The sequence below is a fragment of the Pseudomonas oryziphila genome (assembly GCF_003940825.1).
Lineage (GTDB): Bacteria > Pseudomonadota > Gammaproteobacteria > Pseudomonadales > Pseudomonadaceae > Aquipseudomonas > Aquipseudomonas sichuanensis.
Genome location: NZ_CP034338.1, coordinates 587,937 through 608,367 on the forward strand (window position 1 = coordinate 587,937; position 20,431 = coordinate 608,367).

Sequence of the window (20,431 nt, forward strand, 5' to 3'; positions counted from 1 at the left end):
GCTTTGCTAAATAACTAATTGAATTTATTGATTATTTTTCAATTGGCACAGCTCTTGTATCGAAAGCTGCTCCCGCTCGGCAATTTCCTGCCGTCTGCGCGACTTTTTTCTTACGCAAGGAGAGCACCATGGCAACACCAGCCTACATGTCCGTCACTGGCGAAAAACAAGGCCTGATCACCGCTGGCGCATTCACCGCCGACTCGGTGGGCAACACCTACCAGGAAGGCCACGAAGACCAGGTGATGGTCCAGGGCTTCGAGCACGAAGTGATCATCCCGCGTGACCCGCAATCCGGCCAGCCGACCGGCCAGCGCGTGCACAAACCAGTGAAAATCACCAAGGTCTTCGACAAGGCTTCGCCGCTGCTGCTGGCTGCCCTGACCTCGGGCGAGCGCATGACCAAGATCGAGATCAAGTGGTACCGCACCTCGGCCCAGGGCACTCAGGAGCACTACTACACCACCGTCCTGGAAGACGCGATCATCGTCGACATCAAGGACTACATGCACAACTGCCAGGACCCGAGCAACGCTCACTTCACCCACCTGGAAGACGTGCACTTCACCTACCGCAAGATCACCTGGACCCACGAAGTGTCCGGTACTTCCGGTTCCGACGACTGGCGCGCGCCGGTCGCAGGCTAAGCCTGGACCCCACCGTAGCCCGCCGCGCTTGCGCCGCGGGCTGCGGTCGTTTCACCAGCCCATTCTCGCTACAGAGGGACAAGGATGTTTGCCGCCGCGAACCAGACCCACTTCAGCTTGCATATCGATGGCCTGGAGCATGACTTCCAGGTACTCGCCTTCGATGGCAGCGAAGCCATCAGTCAGGTGTACTCCATCGACCTGGAACTGGTCAGCGAGCACCCCTCGCGGGACCTGGAAAGCCTGCTGCACAAGCCCGCGTTCCTTCAGCTCGGCGACGACGGGCGGGGCCTGCATGGCCTGATCTACCGCGCCGCGCAAGGCGAGGCAGGCAAGCGCCTGACCCGCTATCAGGTCACGTTACGCCCGCAGCTGGCGTACCTGGCCCACCGCATCAACCAGCGCATGTTCCAGCACATGAGCGTGCCGAAGATCATTGCCCAGGTGCTCGAAGAGCACGGCATTCTTGGCAACGCCTACCAGTTCCAATTGGGCGCGACGTACCCCGAGCGCGAGTACTGCGTGCAGTACGACGAGTCCAACCTGCAATTCATCCAGCGCTTGTGCGAAGAAGAGGGCATTCACTACCACTTCCGCCACAGCGCTGCCGGCCACCAACTGGTGTTCGGTGACGACCAGACCGTGTTCCGCAAGCTGGCCCCGGTGGCCTACCAGCAGGATGCCGGGCTGGTGGCCGACACGCCGATGATCAAGCGCTTCGGCCTGCGCGTGGAAACCCGCACAAGCAGCGTCACCCGTCGCGACTACGACTTCAAGAAGCCGCTGATCCAGCTCGAAGGCGAGTCGGTCAGCCACGCCGAGCCTGAGCTGGAAGACTACGACTACCCCGGGCGCTTTCTCGACCGCGCCCGCGGCAAGCACCTGGCCACCCGCGCCCTGGAACGCCACCGCAGCGACTTCCGCCTGGCCGAAGGCCACAGCGACCAGCCCTTGCTCGCCAGCGGGCACTTCCTGACCCTGGCCAGCCACCCCAATGCCGCCTGGAATGACCTCTGGCTGCTGCTTGAAGTGACCCACCAGGGCCGCCAGCCGCAGGTGCTGGAAGAAGCCATCACCAGCGATATCGACGCGAAACATGACGGTTTCCAGCAGGGCTACCGCAACCAGTTCAGCGCCACCCCGTGGGATGCGGCCTATCGCCCGCCCCTGAACCACCCCAAGCCACGCATCCTCGGCACCCAGCGCGCCGTGGTCAGCGGCCCGGCCGGCGAAGAGATCTACTGCGACGAATTCGGCCGCATCAAGGTGCAGTTCTTCTGGGACCGCGAGGGCCAGTCCGACGACAAGTCCAGCGTGTGGATGCGTGTCGCCAGCAGTTGGGCCGGGCAGGGCATCGCCGGGCTGCAACTGCCACGCATCGGCATGGAGGTACTGGTCAGCTTCCTCGAAGGCGACCCCGACCAACCGCTGGTGACCGGCTGCCTGTACCACGGCGTGAACATGCCGCACTACAAGCTGCCTGACCTCAAGACCCTGGCCACCATCAAGAGCAAGGAATACAAGGGCAGCCGCGGCAACGAACTGCGCATCGACGACACCACCAGCGAAATCAGCATCGGCCTGCGCAGCGACCACGGCGCGAGTGCGCTGAACCTCGGCTACCTCACTCACCCCAGGCCGAGCGGCGGCGCCCCGCGCGGTGAAGGTTTCGAGCTGCGCACCGACCGCCACGGCGCCATCCGCGCTGCGGGCGGTTTGTTGCTCACCACCGAGCCCCGCGCCAACGAAGCCAAGCACCACAAGGACCTGCCCGAAACCGCCGAACGCCTGGCTACCGCCAGCGACCAGCAGGACAGCCTGGCGGAACTTGCCAAGCAGATGCAGGCCCAGGAACCCGGCGACCAGGACGACGTCGCCAAGCGTTTGCACGAGCAGCACCAGGGCATCCTCGGCAGCGGCCCGGTCAACCAGAGCGCCAACGAATTCCCCGAGTTCGCCCAGCCGCACCTGGTGCTCTCCAGCCCTGCCGGTATCGCCCTGACCACCCCGGGCCCCAACCACATCACCACCGGCGAGCACCTGGCCCTGAGCAGCACCGGCCACACCAGCCTGACCGCCGGCAAACGCCTGTTGGCCAGCGCCAGCCAAGGCATGCGCCTGTTCGTGCAGAGCCTGGGCTGGAAGCTGGTGTCGGCCTCCGGCGACATCGATATCCGCGCCCTGAAAGACAACATCAACCTGCTGGCCAAGCTCGACGTCACCGCCAACGCCGACCGCATCGTGCTCACCGCCAAGACCGAGCTGGTGCTGCAGGGCGGCGGCAGCGGCACGACCTACAACGCCGGCGGCATCACCCACGTCACCAGCGCCAACTACACCGCCAAGGCTGCGCAGTTCGCCCATATCGGCGCGGCGAGCAAGGCCGGCACCTTCCCCGAGCCGCCCAAACCGGGCAAGGGCAACCTCGAGCTGTTGTACCAGTACGCCAACAGCAAGGGCGTGAAGACTGGCGACTACGACGTGATCGACGCCCTGGGCAAGTCGATCAAGGGCAAGCTCGACGGTCAGGGTTTCAACATGGCCAGCGGCGCCGCCGCCGGCCCGCTGTGGGTCGACTTCGGCCTGGACCCGGCCGACACCTGGGCCGACGGCAGCCACTTCGGTGCTGGCGTCTGGCCGGCGAAGACCGACTTCAACGACATCGCCCCCGGCCAACAGGCCGTGGTCGGCGAGGTGCTGAGCGCCGGCAAGGGCGCCGACGGCCTGCTGGGCAAGGGCCTGGCACTGGCCCAGCAAGGCATGGACAAGGGCAAGGGATTGGTACAGAACGCGATGGCACAAGGTAAAGCGATGATCGGCCCCGGTGGCACAGGGATGCTGGAGCAGGGCAAGGCCCTGGCCGGCACTGGCATGCAACTGGCGAAAAGCGGCCAGGCCGCGCTGCAGAAGGTGCAGCAGGTCAAGGCCGCAGTCGGCGGCGACACCGGCGCCATGGCCCAACTGGCCAGCAATGTGGTGCCCGGCGCGGCGCCCGCGCTCAAGGCCGCCAACGCGGCCCGTCAGTTGCCGAGCCTGCCCACGCTCACCCCACCGCTCAACCCGGCGAAAAGCCTGAGCAGTGAGGTGCTGGCATGACCGACGCCAAGCAGCGCGAACCGCAGGTCGCCGTCGCCCCCCTCAACACCATCGATGCCAAGGACGTCGGCCGCGGCGCCGCCGCCTTCGACGCCTGGCTGCAATCGGTCAGCGGTGGCTACGTCACCCTCGAACGGATCAAGACCGTGGCCGGCGCACTGCCGGTGGTGGGCAACATCATGGCCCTGGTCGATGCCCTGGGCGACGTGGTGACCCTGGTCAAGAGCAAGAACCGCCAGCTGCTCGACTGGGTGAGCCTGGGCATCAACCTGATCGGCGTGCTGCCGGCGCCGCCGACCATGGCCGCGGCGCGCATGAGCCTGCGCCCGACCCTGTTCCTGGTGCGTCAGGAGCTGCGCAACAGCGCCAAGATGCTGCTGGGCGATTCGCTGATCACCGTGCTGATCGGCCATCTCAACGCCACCATCGCCGGCACCATCGACGACTTCGTCAAGCAGGCCCAGCCGAAGCTCGCGGGCATCCTCGCCGACGCCGGCGCGCTCGGCACCAAGATGACCAGCGAGATCGCCACGGGGCTGGAGAAGGTTGCCCTGAGCCAGTTGGACGCCAAGGGCGACATGTCGAAGGCGGGCAAACAGGCGTCCGCCGCCGCCGACAAGCTGCTCAACGATCCAAAGGCCGCCTTCAGCAACTTCTTAGGCGCGGTGCACAGTGCCTACAAGGCTGCCGGCAAGGGGCTGGCCAACAGCGCGACGAGCAAGCTGCTGCCGGACGAAATCAAGACCAAGGTGCTGGCCAACACCGGCCAGCTGCGTGCGTTGGGCCCGGAGATGGCCCGGCAGTTGAACAAGCTGGCTGACCCGGGTACGCAGATGAGCATCGGTTGGATGCTCAATGTGCTGGGCGGGGCGGTGAAGGGGTTCCGCAAGCGCAACAAGAATGGGCAGCCGGGGGTGAGCAAGCCGGGGACCACCACGCAGGTGGAGCGGGAGAAGGGCAAGGGGGAGTTGGCGGTCAGTGGGTCGCAGGCAAAAGCGGAAAGTACGCCCAGTCCCAAACGTAAGCCCTGCCCACCAGAACCCAAGGCACGTACAGGCCACAGCATCAGTTTCTCGCTGGGTTCCGAGTTCATCCTGCATACCGATTTCAGTTTGCCTGGACCGTTCCCCATCGAATGGGAGCGAACCTATCACTCGCGCCTGGCCGAATATGACCAGGGCAGCCTCGGGGCGCGCTGGATCACCGAGTTCACCACCCGTATCGACGTGGTGGGCAAGGGCCTGCTGTTCCATGACCACGACGGTCGCAGCCATGCCTTCGAGCTGCCCAAGGTCGAGAAGTCGCTGTACAACGCCATCGAGGACCTGCTGCTGGTTCGCAGCCGTGAAAACGAGCTGGTGATCTGCCGAGGTTTCGAGCGCAAGGAATACTACCTGCGCGTCGAGGATCGTTATTACCTGCAGAAGATCACCCTCAACAACGGTGCCGGTTGCATGCTGCACTATGAGCACCACCACGAGGGGCGTCCGGTGCTGTCGGACATCATTACCTTCCAGGGTGATGTGAAAGATGTGCTGCGCCACCTCGGCACCCTGATCGACGACCACGGCCATATCACCGGCCTGTGGGAAATGCGCGACGGCCAGCCGCTGAGGCAGCTGTGCGCCTACCACTACGATGACCAGGGCGATCTGACTGCTGCTCAGGATGAAAACGGCGCGGCCTGGCACTACCAGTACCAGAATCACTTGGTGACCCGGTACACCGACCGCACCGGTCGCGGCATGAACCTGCAATGGGATGGCAGTGCCTTCGATGCCAAGGCCATCCGCGAATGGGCCGACGATGGTAGCTTCGACACTAGGCTTGAGTGGGATGAGAACATCCGCCTGACCTACGTCACCGACGCCCACGGTCAGGAGACTTGGTACTACTACGACATCCAGGGTCGCCTTTATCGCGTCCGCTACCCCGACGAGCGCTCGGAATGGTTGTTCCGCGATGAGCGCAAGAAGCTTTTGCGCCACGTCCACCTGGATGGCAGTGAAGACCGCTACGACTACGACGAGCAAGGCAGCGTCATTCGCCATATCCGTGCCGACCACAGTCAGACGCACTTCGCCTATGACGACCGTCGCCACCTGATCAAGATCCGCGATGCCGAAGGTGGTTTGTGGCTGCGTGACTACGACAAGCAGGGCAACCTGGTCGAAACCACAGACCCGCTGGGCCACAAGACCGAGTTCGCCTATACGCCCTCCGGCCTGGTCAAGGCGATCAAGGACGCCAACGGCAACGAGAAGAAGCTGGCGTACAACGGGGCGGATCAGCTGGTCGAGTACACCGACTGCTCGGGCAAGACCAGCCAATGGGAGTACGACGATTTCGGCCAATTGGTGCTGTTCACCGATGCCGCGGGCAACAAGACAGTCTACGAATACAAGGCCGGCCAACTGGCCAAAGTCATTCACCCGGACAACACCGAGGAACGCTTCGAGCGCGATGCCGAAGGCCGCCTGCTGGCGCACTCCGATGCGCTGAACCGGTGTACTACCTGGGCCTACAACGCTGTTGGTCTGCTCACCGAGCGCGTGGATGCTGCTGAGCACACCCTGCATTACCGTTGGGACAAGCTCGGCCGCCTGATTGGCCTGGAGAACGAGAACGAGAGCAAGGCCACCTTCCACTTCGACCCGGTTGGTCGCCTGCTGGAAGAAAAGGGCTTCGACGGCCTGGTCACGCGGTACGAGTACGACGCTGAAAGCGGGCGTCTGAACAGCACCTATGTTGGGCAGCGTCGTACCCAGGTGACCTTCGATGCCGTGGGGCGAATCGTTTCCCGAGTTGCCAGCCAGGGCGATCAACGCGAAGAAGAGACCTTCGCCTACGACCGCAACGGCAAGCTGATCCAGGCAATCAACGCCGCCAGCAAGCTGCAATGGTTCCACGACGAAGCCGGCAACCTTACTCGCGAACATCAGCACTACCTGGGCACCGAGGTGCCGATGGTTGCGGTGTGGCAGCACGAATACGATGCGCTGAACCTGCGTACGGCGACGATTCGCCCCGACGGACACAAGGTCAGTGTGCTCACCTACGGCAGCGGTCACGTGCTGGGCATGACCCTCGACCAGCACGAACTGTTGGCCTACGAGCGCGACGACCTGCACCGCGAAGTGGCGCGGCATCAGGGCAACCAGCTGATGCAAACCCAGGCGTGGGATCCGGCCGGGCGTCTTCAGGAGCAACTGCTGGGCAGCCACGATGGCAAGTCCACCCTGCTCAAACGGCAGTATCAATACGATGCGGTTGGCCAGCTGACCGATATCCACGACACCCGCCGTGGCCATCTGGCCTATCAGTACGATCCCGTTGGTCGCTTGCTGCAAGCCACTAGCCGCCTTGGTGTCGAGACCTTTGCCTTCGACCCGGCCGGCAACCTGCTGGACGACAAGACCCAGGAACTCAATCGTCCGCTGGAAAGCGACCCACGTCGTAACAAGCTGATGGACAACCTGCTGCGTGAATACGCCGGGACCCATTACCAGTACGACGAACGCGGCAACCTGGTCCATCGTCTGCACAACGGCGAACACGCGCGACTCGGTTGGGACCTGTTCGACCGTCTGAGCCGTTTCGATGACAGCAAGCTCAGCGTGGTGTACAGCTACGACGCATTGGGCCGCCGTCTGCACAAACACTCCACTGCGCATCATCAGGACGATCCGCGTGCCGGCAGTGGCTGGAACCAGATGCAGCGCGCCAAGCGCCAGCGCGAACTGGGGTGTGGCTACACCCTTTATGGCTGGGACGGCGATACCCTCGCCTGGGAAAGCTCGCCGCCGCAGGACGAAGGCGAGACCGGGCGCACGGTGCATTACCTGTACGAGCCGGGCAACTTTGTGCCGGTTGCTCAGGCGTTGCGCAAGGAGCCGATTCGCTTGCTGCGCCAACCGGACTGGAGCGGCCGGGAGTACGACTTCGATCAGGACCCGCTGTGGCAGCACGAGGTCAAACCGCAACCGATCGACGCCATTGCCTGGTACCAATGCGACCACCTCGGTACGCCGATGGAGCTTACCGACCACACTGGCGAAGTGGCGTGGGCGGGGCAGTACAAGGCCTGGGGTGAAGTGCGCGAGGTACGCTCGGAGTGGGCCAAGCAGCTTGGGATGACGAACCCTATTCGCTTCCAGGGTCAGTACCACGATCACGAGACGGGGCTGCACTACAACCGCTATCGGTACTATGATCCGAGGGTTGGGCGGTTTGTGGGCCAGGACCCGATCAGTTATAGCGGTGGTTTCAATCTTTATGCGTATACACGTAACCCTACGACCTGGGTTGACCCGTTGGGGCTTGCAGGTAATCCCGCAAATGCGACACATGTCACGTACCATGCAATTGATAAAGAAACTGGTAAGCCTTATATAGGCTACGCAAGCATGCCAGGTGATCAGGCGGGTCGCGATGTTGTTAAATATCGTTACAATGGAAACTATGATCGCTTTGGTGGAACAGCTCCAACAGTCCTGTATCGAGGATATGGGCAAGAAGGTAAAGCAACTGCTAGAGGCCTGGAGCAGCATTATTTCCTTGAGAATGATGGCTTGGACGGTACCGCTAACCGTCAGAATCCTGTAGGCGCAGGTAACGCAAGGCGGCAAGAGTATTCTGACGCGGCAAATCGGCATTTAGAATCACAGGCGGCCAATGGCTCGGTAGTTTGCGAAATTTAAAGGTTGTATGATGAGAAAAAGAATAGTTTGGAAGTTTGGGGAGTTTGTTGTTCTTCAGGTGCGGGAGGATCTTTACACCGTTGCTCGCATGTTGAGCGGTGCAATGTTATGTGTGTGCGATGTCTTTCGTCAGGAAGATTGCTGGGATGATGTTAATTGGGGTGATGTGAAACCACTGTTTCATATATTTGTCGGTGCGGTTGTTCTGAAAGAATTGGGCGTTCGAAAAATCTCAGTTGAAGGGGTGCAAGAGTGTTGTTTGACCCCGCAAAGATACTGGATTGTTGCGTATACTTCTTTGGATAAGGGGCATTTCAAAGGCGGTCGTGACACTTTCTCTCTGTACGGCGGGCGATTAGTGGATTTGAGCGGCGGCGACCGTGTAGAGACTTACGAAGCTCCGGTCATAAAACATGACTTATCAGTTGTGGAGGATCGTGAAATTATTGAGGGGCACGAGTTGGTAAATATGTGGGGTGATGAAGATCTTTCGGATAGGCTTGCACGTTATTATGATTCTGGGATAAATCGAGATGATCTGAAATTCGAGATTTTTCCAGGGCTGTGGAATGATCGAGAAGCATTGCGGCCTCTGACAAGAAGATTGCCTATTCCTATGCGTTAAGCTGGTATACGACCAACAGCTCTACCTAATTGTTTTCTGGAGGGCCTTCAGGAATCACAGGTTTAGTTAGGCATTGTTGAAGTGTTTCACCGCCGATTCATTAGTCTGGGGCGGAGGTCGGCCTGCTGCCGGCGCCGCCGACTCTGTTCCTGGTGCGCCAGGGGCTGCGTAACAGCGCCAAGATGCTGCTGGGCGATCCGCTGATCACGGTACTGATCGGCCACTTCAACGCCACTATCTCGTGCCGGTGGCCCAGCACTGCATAACCCTCGATCCGTTTGCTGCGCGAGCCCAACTGGAGCGATCGCGAGTACGACTTCGATCAGGATCCGTTGTGGCAACAAGAGATCAAACCGCAACCGATCGATGCGATCCTCTGGTACCAGTGCGACCACCTGGGCACGCCGATGGAGCTGACCGACCACACTGGCGAGGTGGCGTGGACGGCGCAGTACAAGGCCTGGGGTGAGATCAAGGAAACCCGTTCGGAGTGGGCCAAGCAGATTGGGTTGAGCAACCCGATCCGTTTCCAGGGGCAGTACCACGACCATGAGACGGGGCTGCACTACAACCGCTATCGGTACTATGATCCGAGGGCTGGGCGGTTCATAAACCAGGACCCGATCAGTTACACCGGTGGCTTGAACCTGTTTGCGTATGCGCCGAACCCTGTTGAGTGGGTTGACCCGTTAGGGTTGTGGAAAGGGCAACCGCGTCAGGCGGGTGGTAAGTTTGCGGCGGGGAAAGATCCATCCAAGCCATGCCCGTGTGAATCGGATGGTACCCATGGGAATAGCCACAATTCGACCAAACCTGCGATTGGCTACACACTGAGAGATCGAAAGTCGGGTGAGGTTATGAAGTATGGCGAAACTACAATGGGTAAAAAGCGGTACACGCAAAAATACCTCGACGATAATGGTGTGGAAATGCAAGAGGAAGCATCTGGGAGCAAGAAGGAGATGCACTCTTGGCAGCATAAAAAAATCCTTGAGTATAAGGCTGCAAATGGTGGCAAGAGGCCTCCATTAAATAAAAGTGATTACTAGGAGTCGCTGATGGATTTTTGGATGTCGAGCGAAAAGCACATTCTAGTAGGTGATTCAGAGAGAGTTGCGCGTAATACAGTTGAGCCTGTTATCTCTGAGTTGCTCGAAGGTGTCGAGCTCTCATGTGGTGCAAAAAAATGGAGTGTCATAACTATAGTTATGCCCGACGAGCGAGTTGGTGATTATCCGGAAGTTAAGCGTTACCACAAGGCGAGGCAAGTTATTGAGCTTCGTGTGCAACTGCCTTTCTATAAGTTTAAAGAGGCAGGTGGCTCCGAGCAAATTGGTTTGGTGCTTGATGCATTAACGCGCTCGGTCGACATGATGAAAGAGATAAAAAGCTTGAAGCTAACAGGTGAGGAATATTCCATGCTAAAAAAAATCGTTGAGAAGGCCCGGTTGGAGCTAAAAGTCTAGGGCAGAATTATATGAGTCGCCGAGGGGGAGCGTGATTACTTGCTCCCAGAGGCGGCACTTATTGGCAGGCAAACTGAGCAGATTGGCCTGCACAATCCAATCCGCTTTCAGGGGCAGTATCACGACTCTGAGGCAGGGCTAAACTAGAGCCGCAATCGCGACTATGATCCGAAGGCTGGGCGATTCATAAACTGGGAATCGATCAGTCTCATCGGTGGCTTGAGCATATTTGCTTATGCGCCTACGAGAGGTAGTAAGCGTCTATCGCTAATATGAGCGTCTATTAAATTGGTGCTTTATGATATTTGGAGTGACCAGTGAGCAGCATGCGCTTATCGGTGATGCGGAGCATATTGCACGCAACAAAATATAGCCGGTTATGGTGCGATTGCTGGAGGATGTTGTCCTCGAATGTGGTGCGGAGAAAATGACTTTTATCTCTATTGTGATGCCTGAGGAATTGGTTGCTGAGTATCCTGAGGTTAAGCGCTATCACAAAGCTAGAAAAGTCGTTGAGGCACGTGTGCAGCTTCCTTTTTATGAGTTCAAGTAGGCGGATAGTGTCCAGCAGGTGGGGTTGATGCTCGATGCGCTGGTTCGATAAATTGATATGCTTGGTAAGATAAGAAGCTTGAGGCTTACGAGGAGCGACTATTACATGCTCAAGAGAACAGTTGAAAAGGCGCGAGTACAACTGGCAGCTGACTTGCATTGAAGTGAAAGGGGAGTAATTACTCGTCTACTACAGGCCTCCGGAAGCGGAAATAGCATGGCTATGGATAATAAGTTTACAGCGATATGTTTTAATTCCTCTAGAGAAGAGGATGCTCTGATAGTCGGTTTTGCGGATAGCCATGATGAGCCTTCGGAGTTCATCATTTTACAAAGATCGGATGAGATTGATGATCAGGATGAAGACCTTGGGCAGGATACTTATTATGTTGAGGTTGGAAGTCCGGGTGTTGCTGGTTATGGTGGCCTAAAGAAGGTAGAGATTTTTGTAGATAAGGTTGTATTTAGTTTCGTTGAAGCCTATGGGTGGGTGCAGTCACTCAACTCAGTTCAAGTCAATATTTCAAGCTCTGTCGTGGAAAGCGAAGAGATTTTTTTGGCTTTAAATGATGTTTTCATGGGGGAAGTAACTCTTCTTAGGTACTGACTTAACTCTGTATAGGCGCCGGTAGCACCGCTTGCTTTGTGGCTAATGGCCTGTGCCGAGCAGGGTCTATCATCAGGGCCACCAGCTGATGCAAAACCATGCCTAAGAATCAGCAGGGCGCTTACAAGAGAAACTCCTGGGTGGTCATGACGGTAAGTCCACGCTGCTCAAGCGCTGGGATCCATTCGATGCAGTCGGCCAACAGGCCGATATCCGCGATACCCGCCGTGGTCACCTGGCCTATCAGTACGATCTGGTTGGCTGCCCGCTGCAAACCACCAGCCGCCTCGGTGCCGAGACCTATGCCTTCGATCCGGCAGGCAATCTGCTGGACGAGGAAACTTAGGAACTAAATCGCCCGCTGGGGAGCGATCCACGCAGTAACAAGATGGACATGCGGAGGCCAGCATTATCAAAAGGTACGCAGAGAAAAATAATATGATGATGCAGGAAAATGCGGCCAGCAGGCCAATATGCGTGAACTGCGAGGAAACAATCATGGGGTATGGTGCCAAGCCTGTGTCGCCGTTGAAGCGGAATAGAGGTTGAGAGCATGAGTGATGATGAGCGAGTTGGGCTTTATGTCGTGCTGAAGTCACTTGATCGCCTTACGGTGCTGTTAGAGGGCAAAGGTATCGTAATCCCGACCGTATTTATTGGTTTGCTCGATCAGGCATGGAGGTGGCTTGCGGAAGGCAAAAAAGTCACTCTCAAAGGGGTAGAGAAAGCCATGCGAAGCACTGTTGTTGATGAGCAAGATGCTAAAGCAGAGGGTATTCTGCTAAATATGTACTTGTACGCTCTGTCAGATCTTGCTCAGTATTTCAAAGAGGGTGAACTTGAGAGCTTGGAGTGTGTGGAGGCAGCTGTTATTGATTTTTATGACTTCTATGTAGCTCAGATGCATTTGGAGAGCATAGGTGGTACAGGGGCGGTAGTGTTCAGCGCCGCTCAAGAAACAGCGGTGAAGGAGGATCCGATCTTCGCCGGTGAATTATCAATGTTAAGCGCTGATCGTGCATTTTCCAAAAAACAGGTCGGTTGGTCAGGTATTGAATCGACTCGTTGAGGCATTACTTTTCGCTGGGGAAATAAGTTATTGGTGACATTTAAAGCAATTAACTCACTACGCCTTGGCTCGATCATTGAGTGCAGGTCCAAGGCCCTTGCCAGCAGCGGCCTACAACTGGCAAGAAGTGGCCAGGCTGCGCATGTGAAATAGAGTGTATCTGGAGCATGCCAGTAATAAATCGTTGTCAAAAATTGAGGTGCAGAAAAATATCAGATCAAGGAAGATAAAGGTCGGGATTATATAGAGGCTGACGTTGAGGATAGCAGGTTGGAGTGGGTGGGCAAGTCCCGCTATCATAAACAATAGTTGGCGGTCAAAGGTGATCTTGAACTGAGAAATCATACGGTGGTGCGAAGGAAGTTATATGAGAATTGAGAATGAAGAAATCTCCCTGAGCAGGAAAGATGTGGACGCCATATTGAGAGAGGTAGAGTTTATCTTGGTGTCGCTTGGAAGATTGAATCGGCACTATGAAAGTGAGTCAATTGCGGACCTAGCAGATTGTGAAGATTACTGTGCGGCGATCACGAAATTTATTGATTCCGAGCGGGTGACTGACAGGTTGGCAAAAATGAGAATGATAATTTCTTCAAAATTCGATGATACGCTAGGCGATGATGATATGGATGATCTGGAGAGGGTTTTGGATAAAATTGAGTTTTGGGAGCGGCCGGGGGATGTATAGCTTCGGCGGTTCAGAGTGGATCAAAATTTAACTCAGTAGGGAGGGGAAGTAGTTGCGTGAAGAACAAGATGTAACAATCTCTGGTGAAGAGGCTGTAGATATTCTTTGGGAGTTGGAGTACCTCCTGATTTCATTAAGGAATATCGGGCTGCATTACTATATGCGTGAAGAGGTTGCCGCGAAAGATGAAAGGGGCTATCGCGTGGAAACTGCAAGGTTTATATGTGATTCTCAAATGATTTCTAGGCTGGAGAAGATTAAAGGTAAGCTTTCGGATAGGTTTGAGGCGTGCTGTGGTCGAGAGGAGTTGGATTTGCTCCGTAAGAAGCTTAAAAGGAAACGTTTTTGGAAAGCGGAGTGATTTCTAAAGATGAAAGGGGACAGATTTGTTTTTTATTCTAATTTCTGCCGGCTGGGATCAAGTGGCGCAGAACTGAAGTTCCGGCAGAGAAATTTAACTTGATTCGATAGGCTTTTTGACGGGCAAAGCAGGCGGACAACAGTCGGTTTGTGGACGAGCCTACGCAAGTCGCCGCTAAATGCATCTAGCAAAAGAATCAGGCTGGACAGAAGTTAGGGTTGAGAAAATAAATCTGTTCCCTTTTTTAAGTGGCTGAACTCACGAAGCTCAAGGGTGTTTCACAAGCGAATCACGGTAGTGGAATAAGCTCTGTCAATAGGTAAGCCAGATGAATTACTTGAAATGTAATGTTTTTGAACTGTGCTTGAGCTATTTGATGGGTGCGTCAAGCATCAAAGCTGAGACGTTTGGCTTGAGGGCCTTTGGCGAGGCTGAGCTTAAAACAGAAAATTTTGATATGGTTGGCGATGCAGATGATTTTTGCCTCTATGAGAAGGACTATCTCGCTGTCCATTTCGTGCGCTCCGTGGATGTGATACTAAAGCGTTATTTTTTCAATGGAAGAGAAAGTGGTTGTGGTATTTCTCTCTCGCCGGGTGTTCGATTAGTTCCTTTGCTGAAAAGGATTATTTCACGGGGCCTAAGTGTGGAGTTTTATTTGCACGAGGGTGCTCTTGATGGGGCGGTGGTGGTCGGAGGGAATTCGATAGTAAGATTTTCTGAGAATCGCTCAGGTACGGCATACGAGGTGCGGGATTTGGAGTCGGATCAGCTCCTGAATAATGAGGAGGCTGCCGTAAGCTCAATTAGAAAATCGATGTCTCGCATTTTAGTTGCAACGCCGCAAGACAGGGGCAAGGTGGTGGCTCTTGATCGACTGCTCACGTACTTAAAAAGGCGAGGAGTTTTACAGCCGTGACCCACGATTACCTCTAGAGTCAAAAGTGCGAATCTCTCAAGGGTTCAAGCTGACCGGCATCTGTTCCAAAGGCAGCTACTTCAGCGGTAATATTTGGACGGCCAAAAACCGGTTTCGCGAAGTTGTTCTCAGACAGCAGGCCGTGGACGTTGGAGTCAAGAGAGGCTGGATTAGGACCTTGCCGCGTTGAACCATTAGTGGGATTCCAAGAGCTTGAGGCAATCGGGGTACACCTAATCGTAATCAGTAAGACGATCCACAATCCCGCAGACCTGCCTACCGTTCGAAAAAGGCCGCATAGATCATGAGCTACGAATACCGCCTTGTTTTTGATGACCCTGCTGCGTTGCAGCGAGTTATCGAAAGAATTCGCACCTGTAAGGCGCATGTCGGAGAGGGTGAAGGAGTTGTGTGTCTCAAAGATCAGAAACAGTCAACATTAGCTGCTTATGATGTGCGGCTGACCAGGCTTGGCTCACTTTCTGCGTGGTTGGAGGTCAGTTTTAGGTCGCTGGAGTTGTATGAGCTCTTTAGTACTTCATTGGCAGGGGCAAATGTGAGGTGCTTTGAAGATGGCGACCTTGATGACGAGGTGACTCTGAGAGAGGCGTTCAGGATTAAAAATTGAACCATTTAGCAGAGCTAAAGAAGGAAAAGCTCGCTGCCGTTAGTCGCGCTGCACGGTCCCTTGCATTTCCAAAGGGAAGGGCCAATAGCAATACCCACAAACCGAGGTGCATTTGTTGGGCCATGGCTCGCGAGCGACCTTGTCCGATGCATGGCAGGCTTACACGGATGCAGACGCTGATGCTGCACAACGAAGGAAAGTTGATTTGACGGACATTCAGATAACCCGCCTGGAAAAACTGTTGTCGATCACAGGTGAGCCCCTGGCCCTGCCCGACACGCTCGATGCACGTAGTCGCGCCCTGGCGGGCCCGCGGGCCGATGAGCTCGAAAGCCTGCTCTTACGGTGCAATGGCTTCTACGCCTTTGAAAGCGCGTTGCATGTGTTCGCCACAGGGGCCACCGCGCCGGGCAGCGAATCCAGCCTGCAGCAGTGGAATGACCCAAAATTGTGGCGCTTCGAGTTTCCTGAGTTGGAGGAAACGCCAGTGTTGTTCTTCGCCGAGGACGTCTTCGGTGTGCAGTTCTGCCTGCGGCAGGGCCAGGTGTACACATTCGACCCGGAAACAGGCGGGTTCGAATACCTGGCTAATGACCTGGAGGGTTGGGCAGCGGCAGTTCTGGCCGATTACAAGGTGCTGACCGGTTGGCCCCTGGCGAACGCCTGGCAAGCGCTGCACGGCCCCCTTACCCAGGGCCAGCGATTGCTGCCACTCACTGGGTTTGCCTTCGGTGGTTCGTTCTCGGTGGATAACCTGCGCGCGGGCAATGCCATCGAGGGCATGCGCTACCGGGGTTGCATCGCACGGCAGATGGCAGGAGTGGCCGATGGCTCGGTGGTAAAACTCTCAGTGTCCTGACGGGCTGCCCTTGTCACCCTCAGCACATCAATCGGACTGATGGCCTATAGCCTCTGATCTGCCCCACCATGTTAGGCTTTGCCACCGGCATCGACGCCACCTTACTGACACGGAGTTCTCCCCATGAAAGACATCATCCGCCTCGGCGATTCCACCACCCACGGTGGCAAGGTACTCGGCTCCTTCGGCAACACCAACGTCAACGGCAAGCCCATCGCCGGTGTCGGGCACATGGTCAGCTGCCCGCTGTGCAAGGGCGTGTTCCCCATCGTCGAAGGCAGCGCCACCTACAACGTCGACGGCACCCCGGTCGCCCTCGATGGCCACAAGACCGCCTGCGGCGCGGCGCTGATCGCCAGCGGCCCGAAAAGCGGTGTCGCCAGCTGAAATTGGCCTGAGGGGACGACACATACCCAGTGGGCAACCGTCTTCTTGTACAGGTCGGGCTGGCCGGTGCCAGACTCCGCGTCGCCGGCATCGCGGGGCAAGCCCGATCCCACGCCATGCAGACTGCCCGAAAAGCGGTGTCGCCAGCTGAGATTGGCCTGCGGGGACGACACATACCCAGTGGGCAACCGTCTTCTTGTACAGGCCGGGCTGGCCGCTGCCAGACTCCGCGTCGCCGGCATCGCGGGGCAAGCCCGCTCCCACGCCATGCAGACTGCTCGAAATGCAGTTCCATGCACGACAAGGAAGCCTGATTGATGGATGGGTATCTCGGGGATGCCGTGACCCTCTAGTTCACCGCGTAACCTGTGGGAGCGGGTTTACCCGCGAAAGCGCCGGGCGCTTCACCTTCGTTTTCACGGGCAAGCGTTGAGCCAAGCAGCCGGTTGACCTCATGCAGGTCGCTTTCCATCAGGCCGCCCACGGCTGCCTTCAAGCGCAGCTGGGCCTGCAGGGTGTCGTAGCGCGCTCGGGACAGCTGTTGCACGATGTCGGTGAAACGCCCCTGGGCCTCCAGCACGTCGATGCTCACGCGCACCCCCACCCGGTATCCAAGCCGGTTGGCCTCCAACGCCGATCTGGCCGAGATTCTCGCCGCCTCCAGCGCCTGCACCTGGGCCCTGCCATCGAGTACACCCAGCCAGGCTTCGCGCACCTGCAACTGCGCGGTGCGCTTGGCCTCCTCGTACTGGGCCTCGCCTTGGGCGCTCAATGCCTGGGCCTGGCGCACCGCCGAGCTGGGGCGCCCACCCGCGTACAGCGGCAGGCTCAGGCGCAGGCTGACACTGGTAAGGTCGCTGCGCGCGGCACCGATGTTTGGCTGCTGCTGCACCCCTTGGCTTGCCACCAGGTCGAGCGTAGGCAGGTGCTCGGCCTTGCGGCTGCGCACTTCGTTTTGCGCGATGGCCAGGCGCAAGGCTTGCGTCTGGACCTCGTAGGCGTCTTGCTGCGCCGCAGCCAACCAGGCGCCAATATTGGCGGGGTACGGTGGGGCCAGGCTCACGCCCTCGCGCAGGCCCTGCAGGGGGCCGGGGGTTCGGCCGATGATCCGCGCCAGTCCGTGGCGGGCCAGTTCGACCTGGCTGGCGGCCTTGATCGATGCAGCCAGGGCCGCGTCGGCGCTGGCTTGTGCCTCGTGCACGTCGGCAATGCTGACGTTGCCCAGCTCGAAATGCTTGCGGGCGCTGGCCAGTTGCTGAGTATCGGCGGCATGCTGCTGGCGCAGGGCATCCACGCTTGCCTCCGCGCTCAGGATCGCGAAGTAGGCTTCGGCCACGCGCAGCAACAGCGCCTGGCGCGCTTGGTGGTAACGGCTGATGGCCAGGGCGGTCTGTTGGCTGCCCTGCTGGTACTGGACCCAGTTCTGCCAACGGAACAGCGGTTGCACCAGTTGGATGCTGTAGGTCCGGCTCTGGCGGCGATGAGTCATCGCTTCGTTGTCGAGCTGGTACTGGGTGCGGTTCCAGGCGTTCTGCGCCTGCAGGGAGAGTTCGGGCAGCAGGCCGGCGCGGGCTTGTACTTCGGCTTCCAACCCTGCCTGGTGTTCTGCCTGGGCCGCCGACCATTGCTGGTCGTTGTGCAGGGCTTCCTGGTAAATGCTGAGCAGGTCGTCGGCCTGGGTGGGCAGCGCCAGGCACCCCAGCGCCAAGGCGAGCAGGCGTGCGGCAATGGGCATCAGGCAGGCTCCGGCAGGGCTGCGCGCCGCCAGTCTTCGACGATCGCTCCTTTCTCAAGGCGCACCACGCGGCTGGCCAGGGCAATGGTTTCCTGGCGATGGGCGATGCTGACGCGGGTCATGCGCATTTGCTGCATGGCTTTTGCCACGCATTGCTCACTGTGCAGGTCCAGGTGGCTGGTGGCTTCGTCCAGGGCCAGGATCTTCGGTTGCTTGTACAGCGCCCGAGCCAGCAGCAAGCGTTGTCGCTGGCCGCCGGACAGGCCGCTGCCCATCTCCGCCACCAGGGTCTGGTAGCCCATGGGCATCTGACTGATCGTGTCGTGGATATGGGCATGCCGCGCCGCCGTTTCGATCCCGCCCTGGTCGACGTGAGGATCGAAGCAGGCGATGTTCTCGGCGAGGGAGCCGGCCAGCAGATGGTCATCCTGCATCACCGAACCCACCAGGCCGCGCAGCCCTTCGACCCCCAGTTGGCGCACCGGGATGTCGCCGATCCGTATTTCGCCTTCGGTGGGTTGCAGCAGGCCGAGCATTAGCTTGAACAGCGTGGACTTGCCGCTGCCCGATGCGCCGACGATCGCCAGCGAGTCGCCGGCAGCAATGGTCAGGGACAGGTTACGTAGGATCCACGGTTCCCCCTCGGCATAGCGGAAGGAAACATCCCGGAACTCGAGGCAGGGCTCGATGCGCTGCATGTCGGTTTCCAGCTGCGTCATCGGCTCGGTGGGTTCCAGAGCGATATCCGCCAGGCGCTCGGCATGCAACGACAGCATCCTGATCTCGACCCCCAGGTCGATCAATTTGCTGGCGCGCCCGGTGAACTGGCTCTTGTAGGCCAGGAAGGCGAGCAACATGCCCAGCGACAGCCCGCCCTCCAGCACCGCCAGGCCGCCGATATACAACAGCAACATGCCTTCAATGCCGAAGATCAGGGTATTGAGGCTGGCGAATGCCAACAGCATCTTCTGGGTGGCGACGTCGCGATTCTGCACATCGGCCAGCAGGTTCTGCCAGGTGGCCAGGCGCGCCGAGGTCATGTTGAACAGCTTCAGTGGCATGACCGTGCGGATGGTTTCGAGGAAGTACGAGTTCTCCCGGGCGGCCAGCACGATTCGCTCCTCCGAGGCATTGCGCAAGGGGTGGTAGAACGCCAGGCGCAGGGCCGCGTACAGCAGCACCGCCACCCCGACGATGCCGGTCAGCGTGGTGCTGTACAGCAGCATCATGCCCAAGGTGATGAAGGTGACCAGGGCATCCAGCACCACGGTGACGGCGCCATTGGTGAAGACCGTGCGAATGGCCGCCAGCGACTGGAAACGCGCGGTGATGTCCCCTAGTTGGCGCTTTTCGAAGAACGGCCAGGGCAGGCGCAACAGGTGGTTGAAGAGGTTGCCTGACCATTGCAGGGCCAGTTGCTGGTTGAGGCGCAGGTTCATCCAGCCCCGGGCCATGCGCAGGGCGAAGTCGATCAGCATCAGCAGGCAGCCCCCTATCACGGCCAGGAGCAACAATTGGCGGTCGGCGGAAACCAGGGCGCCGTCGACCACCCACTGCGTGACTTGGGGCGAGAGCAGGGCCACCACTTCCAGCGCCAGGGCCAGCACCAGGATGTTGGCCAGCGCACGCTTGAGCCCCTGCACCCGGCCGGTCAACGCCCTCAGGCGCAGGCGCGGCTTGTGTTGGGCGGGCACGAACTCGGCGTTGGGCGAAAGCTCCAGGGCCACCCCGGTAAAGTGCCGAGAGGCTTCTTCCAGCGTGATCACCTGGCGGCCCCGGGCAGGGTCGAGAATCACCAGGCGGCCGGCCTTGAACGCCTCCAGCACCACGAAATGGTTCAGGTTCCAGTGCAGGATGCAGGGGGTGCGCAGTTGGCGGATTTCCTCGAGTTCAAGGCGCAATGGCCGGCAGGTGAACGCCAGCTGCTGAGCGTGGCGGATCAGTTGCGCCAGGCTGGTGCCTTTACTTGAAACGGCAAAGCGCCGGCGCAGGGTCGCCAGGTCCAGATGCAGGCCATGGGTGGCGGCGATCATCACCAGACAGGCCAGGCCGCACTCCTGGCTTTCGGCCTGCAGGGTCACGCGCATGGTCT

15 protein-coding genes and 1 pseudogene are annotated in these 20,431 nt (G+C 58.4%); 14 read left to right on the forward strand and 2 right to left on the reverse strand.

The window, feature by feature from the left end; all coding sequences use genetic code 11:
• Positions 1-128 precede the first annotated feature (128 nt).
• The 14 genes and pseudogenes from EJA05_RS02825 to EJA05_RS02890 all read left to right on the forward strand — a co-directional run bounded on the left by EJA05_RS02825 (position 129) and on the right by EJA05_RS02890 (position 16,604).
• Entirely contained in the window at positions 129-647 is a 519-nt protein-coding gene (locus EJA05_RS02825) for an Hcp family type VI secretion system effector (RefSeq protein ID WP_125462404.1), read from the forward strand.
• A gap of 84 nt (positions 648-731) precedes the next feature.
• Positions 732-3,743 carry a type VI secretion system Vgr family protein gene (locus EJA05_RS02830; protein WP_125857246.1) on the forward strand — a complete coding sequence of 1,004 codons (3,012 nt, stop codon included), beginning with the start codon at positions 732-734 and terminating at the stop codon, positions 3,741-3,743.
• The gene (locus tag EJA05_RS02835) at positions 3,740-8,443 is read left to right on the forward strand and encodes an RHS repeat-associated core domain-containing protein (protein ID WP_223811881.1); all 4,704 of its coding nucleotides are present in this window, start codon (positions 3,740-3,742) and stop codon (positions 8,441-8,443) included. Before EJA05_RS02830 ends, EJA05_RS02835 begins: the two co-directional genes overlap by 4 nt.
• Before the next feature lie 10 nt (positions 8,444-8,453).
• Complete coding sequence (locus EJA05_RS28325; protein ID WP_223811882.1) at positions 8,454-9,068, forward strand: hypothetical protein; 615 nt, start codon at positions 8,454-8,456, stop codon at positions 9,066-9,068.
• 272 nt (positions 9,069-9,340) lie between these two features.
• Positions 9,341-9,766: pseudogene (locus EJA05_RS02845) on the forward strand (RHS repeat domain-containing protein); the annotation flags it as partial.
• A 360-nt stretch (positions 9,767-10,126) separates the two neighbouring features.
• On the forward strand, positions 10,127-10,534 hold the full coding sequence (locus EJA05_RS02850; RefSeq protein WP_125857247.1) for a hypothetical protein: 408 nt from the start codon (positions 10,127-10,129) through the stop codon (positions 10,532-10,534).
• 769 nt (positions 10,535-11,303) lie between these two features.
• The gene (locus tag EJA05_RS02855; protein WP_223811883.1) at positions 11,304-11,693 is read left to right on the forward strand and encodes an Imm10 family immunity protein; all 390 of its coding nucleotides are present in this window, start codon (positions 11,304-11,306) and stop codon (positions 11,691-11,693) included.
• Positions 11,694-12,246: 553 nt separating this feature from the next.
• Positions 12,247-12,762, forward strand: coding sequence for a hypothetical protein (locus EJA05_RS02860; protein ID WP_125857248.1), 516 nt, complete (start codon positions 12,247-12,249; stop codon positions 12,760-12,762).
• Between the two features lie 367 nt (positions 12,763-13,129).
• Entirely contained in the window at positions 13,130-13,450 is a 321-nt protein-coding gene (locus EJA05_RS02865; RefSeq protein ID WP_125857249.1) for a hypothetical protein, read from the forward strand.
• Between the two features lie 52 nt (positions 13,451-13,502).
• Positions 13,503-13,811 carry a hypothetical protein gene (locus EJA05_RS02870; protein WP_125857250.1) on the forward strand — a complete coding sequence of 103 codons (309 nt, stop codon included), beginning with the start codon at positions 13,503-13,505 and terminating at the stop codon, positions 13,809-13,811.
• Between the two features lie 328 nt (positions 13,812-14,139).
• Complete coding sequence (locus EJA05_RS02875) at positions 14,140-14,730, forward strand: hypothetical protein (RefSeq protein WP_125857251.1); 591 nt, start codon at positions 14,140-14,142, stop codon at positions 14,728-14,730.
• A gap of 304 nt (positions 14,731-15,034) precedes the next feature.
• Entirely contained in the window at positions 15,035-15,358 is a 324-nt protein-coding gene (locus tag EJA05_RS02880; protein WP_125857252.1) for a hypothetical protein, read from the forward strand.
• A gap of 139 nt (positions 15,359-15,497) precedes the next feature.
• Positions 15,498-16,217 carry an SMI1/KNR4 family protein gene (locus tag EJA05_RS02885; RefSeq protein ID WP_223811884.1) on the forward strand — a complete coding sequence of 240 codons (720 nt, stop codon included), beginning with the start codon at positions 15,498-15,500 and terminating at the stop codon, positions 16,215-16,217.
• 123 nt (positions 16,218-16,340) lie between these two features.
• The gene (locus EJA05_RS02890) at positions 16,341-16,604 is read left to right on the forward strand and encodes a PAAR domain-containing protein (protein ID WP_011531938.1); all 264 of its coding nucleotides are present in this window, start codon (positions 16,341-16,343) and stop codon (positions 16,602-16,604) included.
• A gap of 349 nt (positions 16,605-16,953) precedes the next feature.
• Here EJA05_RS02890 and EJA05_RS02895 read toward each other — a convergent pair whose 3' ends face one another.
• Together EJA05_RS02895 and EJA05_RS02900 are read right to left on the reverse strand one after the other, a co-directional pair.
• Positions 16,954-18,339, reverse strand: a complete 1,386-nt coding sequence (locus EJA05_RS02895; protein ID WP_125857253.1) for a TolC family outer membrane protein — start codon at positions 18,337-18,339, stop codon at positions 16,954-16,956.
• Positions 18,339-20,426 carry a peptidase domain-containing ABC transporter gene (locus EJA05_RS02900; protein ID WP_125857254.1) on the reverse strand — a complete coding sequence of 696 codons (2,088 nt, stop codon included), beginning with the start codon at positions 20,424-20,426 and terminating at the stop codon, positions 18,339-18,341. Before EJA05_RS02900 ends, EJA05_RS02895 begins: the two co-directional genes overlap by 1 nt.
• Positions 20,427-20,431 lie beyond the last annotated feature (5 nt).

Bases quoted from the DNA above. Each gene is read 5' to 3' on its own strand.
- EJA05_RS02825 (WP_125462404.1), top strand. From the start codon at position 129: ATGGCAACACCAGCCTACATGTCCGTCACTGGCGAAAAACAAGGCCTG.
- EJA05_RS02830 (WP_125857246.1), top strand. From the start codon at position 732: ATGTTTGCCGCCGCGAACCAGACCCACTTCAGCTTGCATATCGATGGC.
- EJA05_RS02835 (WP_223811881.1), top strand. From the start codon at position 3,740: ATGACCGACGCCAAGCAGCGCGAACCGCAGGTCGCCGTCGCCCCCCTC.
- EJA05_RS28325 (WP_223811882.1), top strand. From the start codon at position 8,454: ATGAGAAAAAGAATAGTTTGGAAGTTTGGGGAGTTTGTTGTTCTTCAG.
- EJA05_RS02850 (WP_125857247.1), top strand. From the start codon at position 10,127: ATGGATTTTTGGATGTCGAGCGAAAAGCACATTCTAGTAGGTGATTCA.
- EJA05_RS02855 (WP_223811883.1), top strand. From the start codon at position 11,304: ATGGCTATGGATAATAAGTTTACAGCGATATGTTTTAATTCCTCTAGA.
- EJA05_RS02860 (WP_125857248.1), top strand. From the start codon at position 12,247: ATGAGTGATGATGAGCGAGTTGGGCTTTATGTCGTGCTGAAGTCACTT.
- EJA05_RS02865 (WP_125857249.1), top strand. From the start codon at position 13,130: ATGAGAATTGAGAATGAAGAAATCTCCCTGAGCAGGAAAGATGTGGAC.
- EJA05_RS02875 (WP_125857251.1), top strand. From the start codon at position 14,140: ATGAATTACTTGAAATGTAATGTTTTTGAACTGTGCTTGAGCTATTTG.
- EJA05_RS02880 (WP_125857252.1), top strand. From the start codon at position 15,035: ATGAGCTACGAATACCGCCTTGTTTTTGATGACCCTGCTGCGTTGCAG.
- EJA05_RS02890 (WP_011531938.1), top strand. From the start codon at position 16,341: ATGAAAGACATCATCCGCCTCGGCGATTCCACCACCCACGGTGGCAAG.
- EJA05_RS02895 (WP_125857253.1), bottom strand. From the start codon at position 18,339: ATGCCCATTGCCGCACGCCTGCTCGCCTTGGCGCTGGGGTGCCTGGCG.
- EJA05_RS02900 (WP_125857254.1), bottom strand. From the start codon at position 20,426: ATGCGCGTGACCCTGCAGGCCGAAAGCCAGGAGTGCGGCCTGGCCTGT.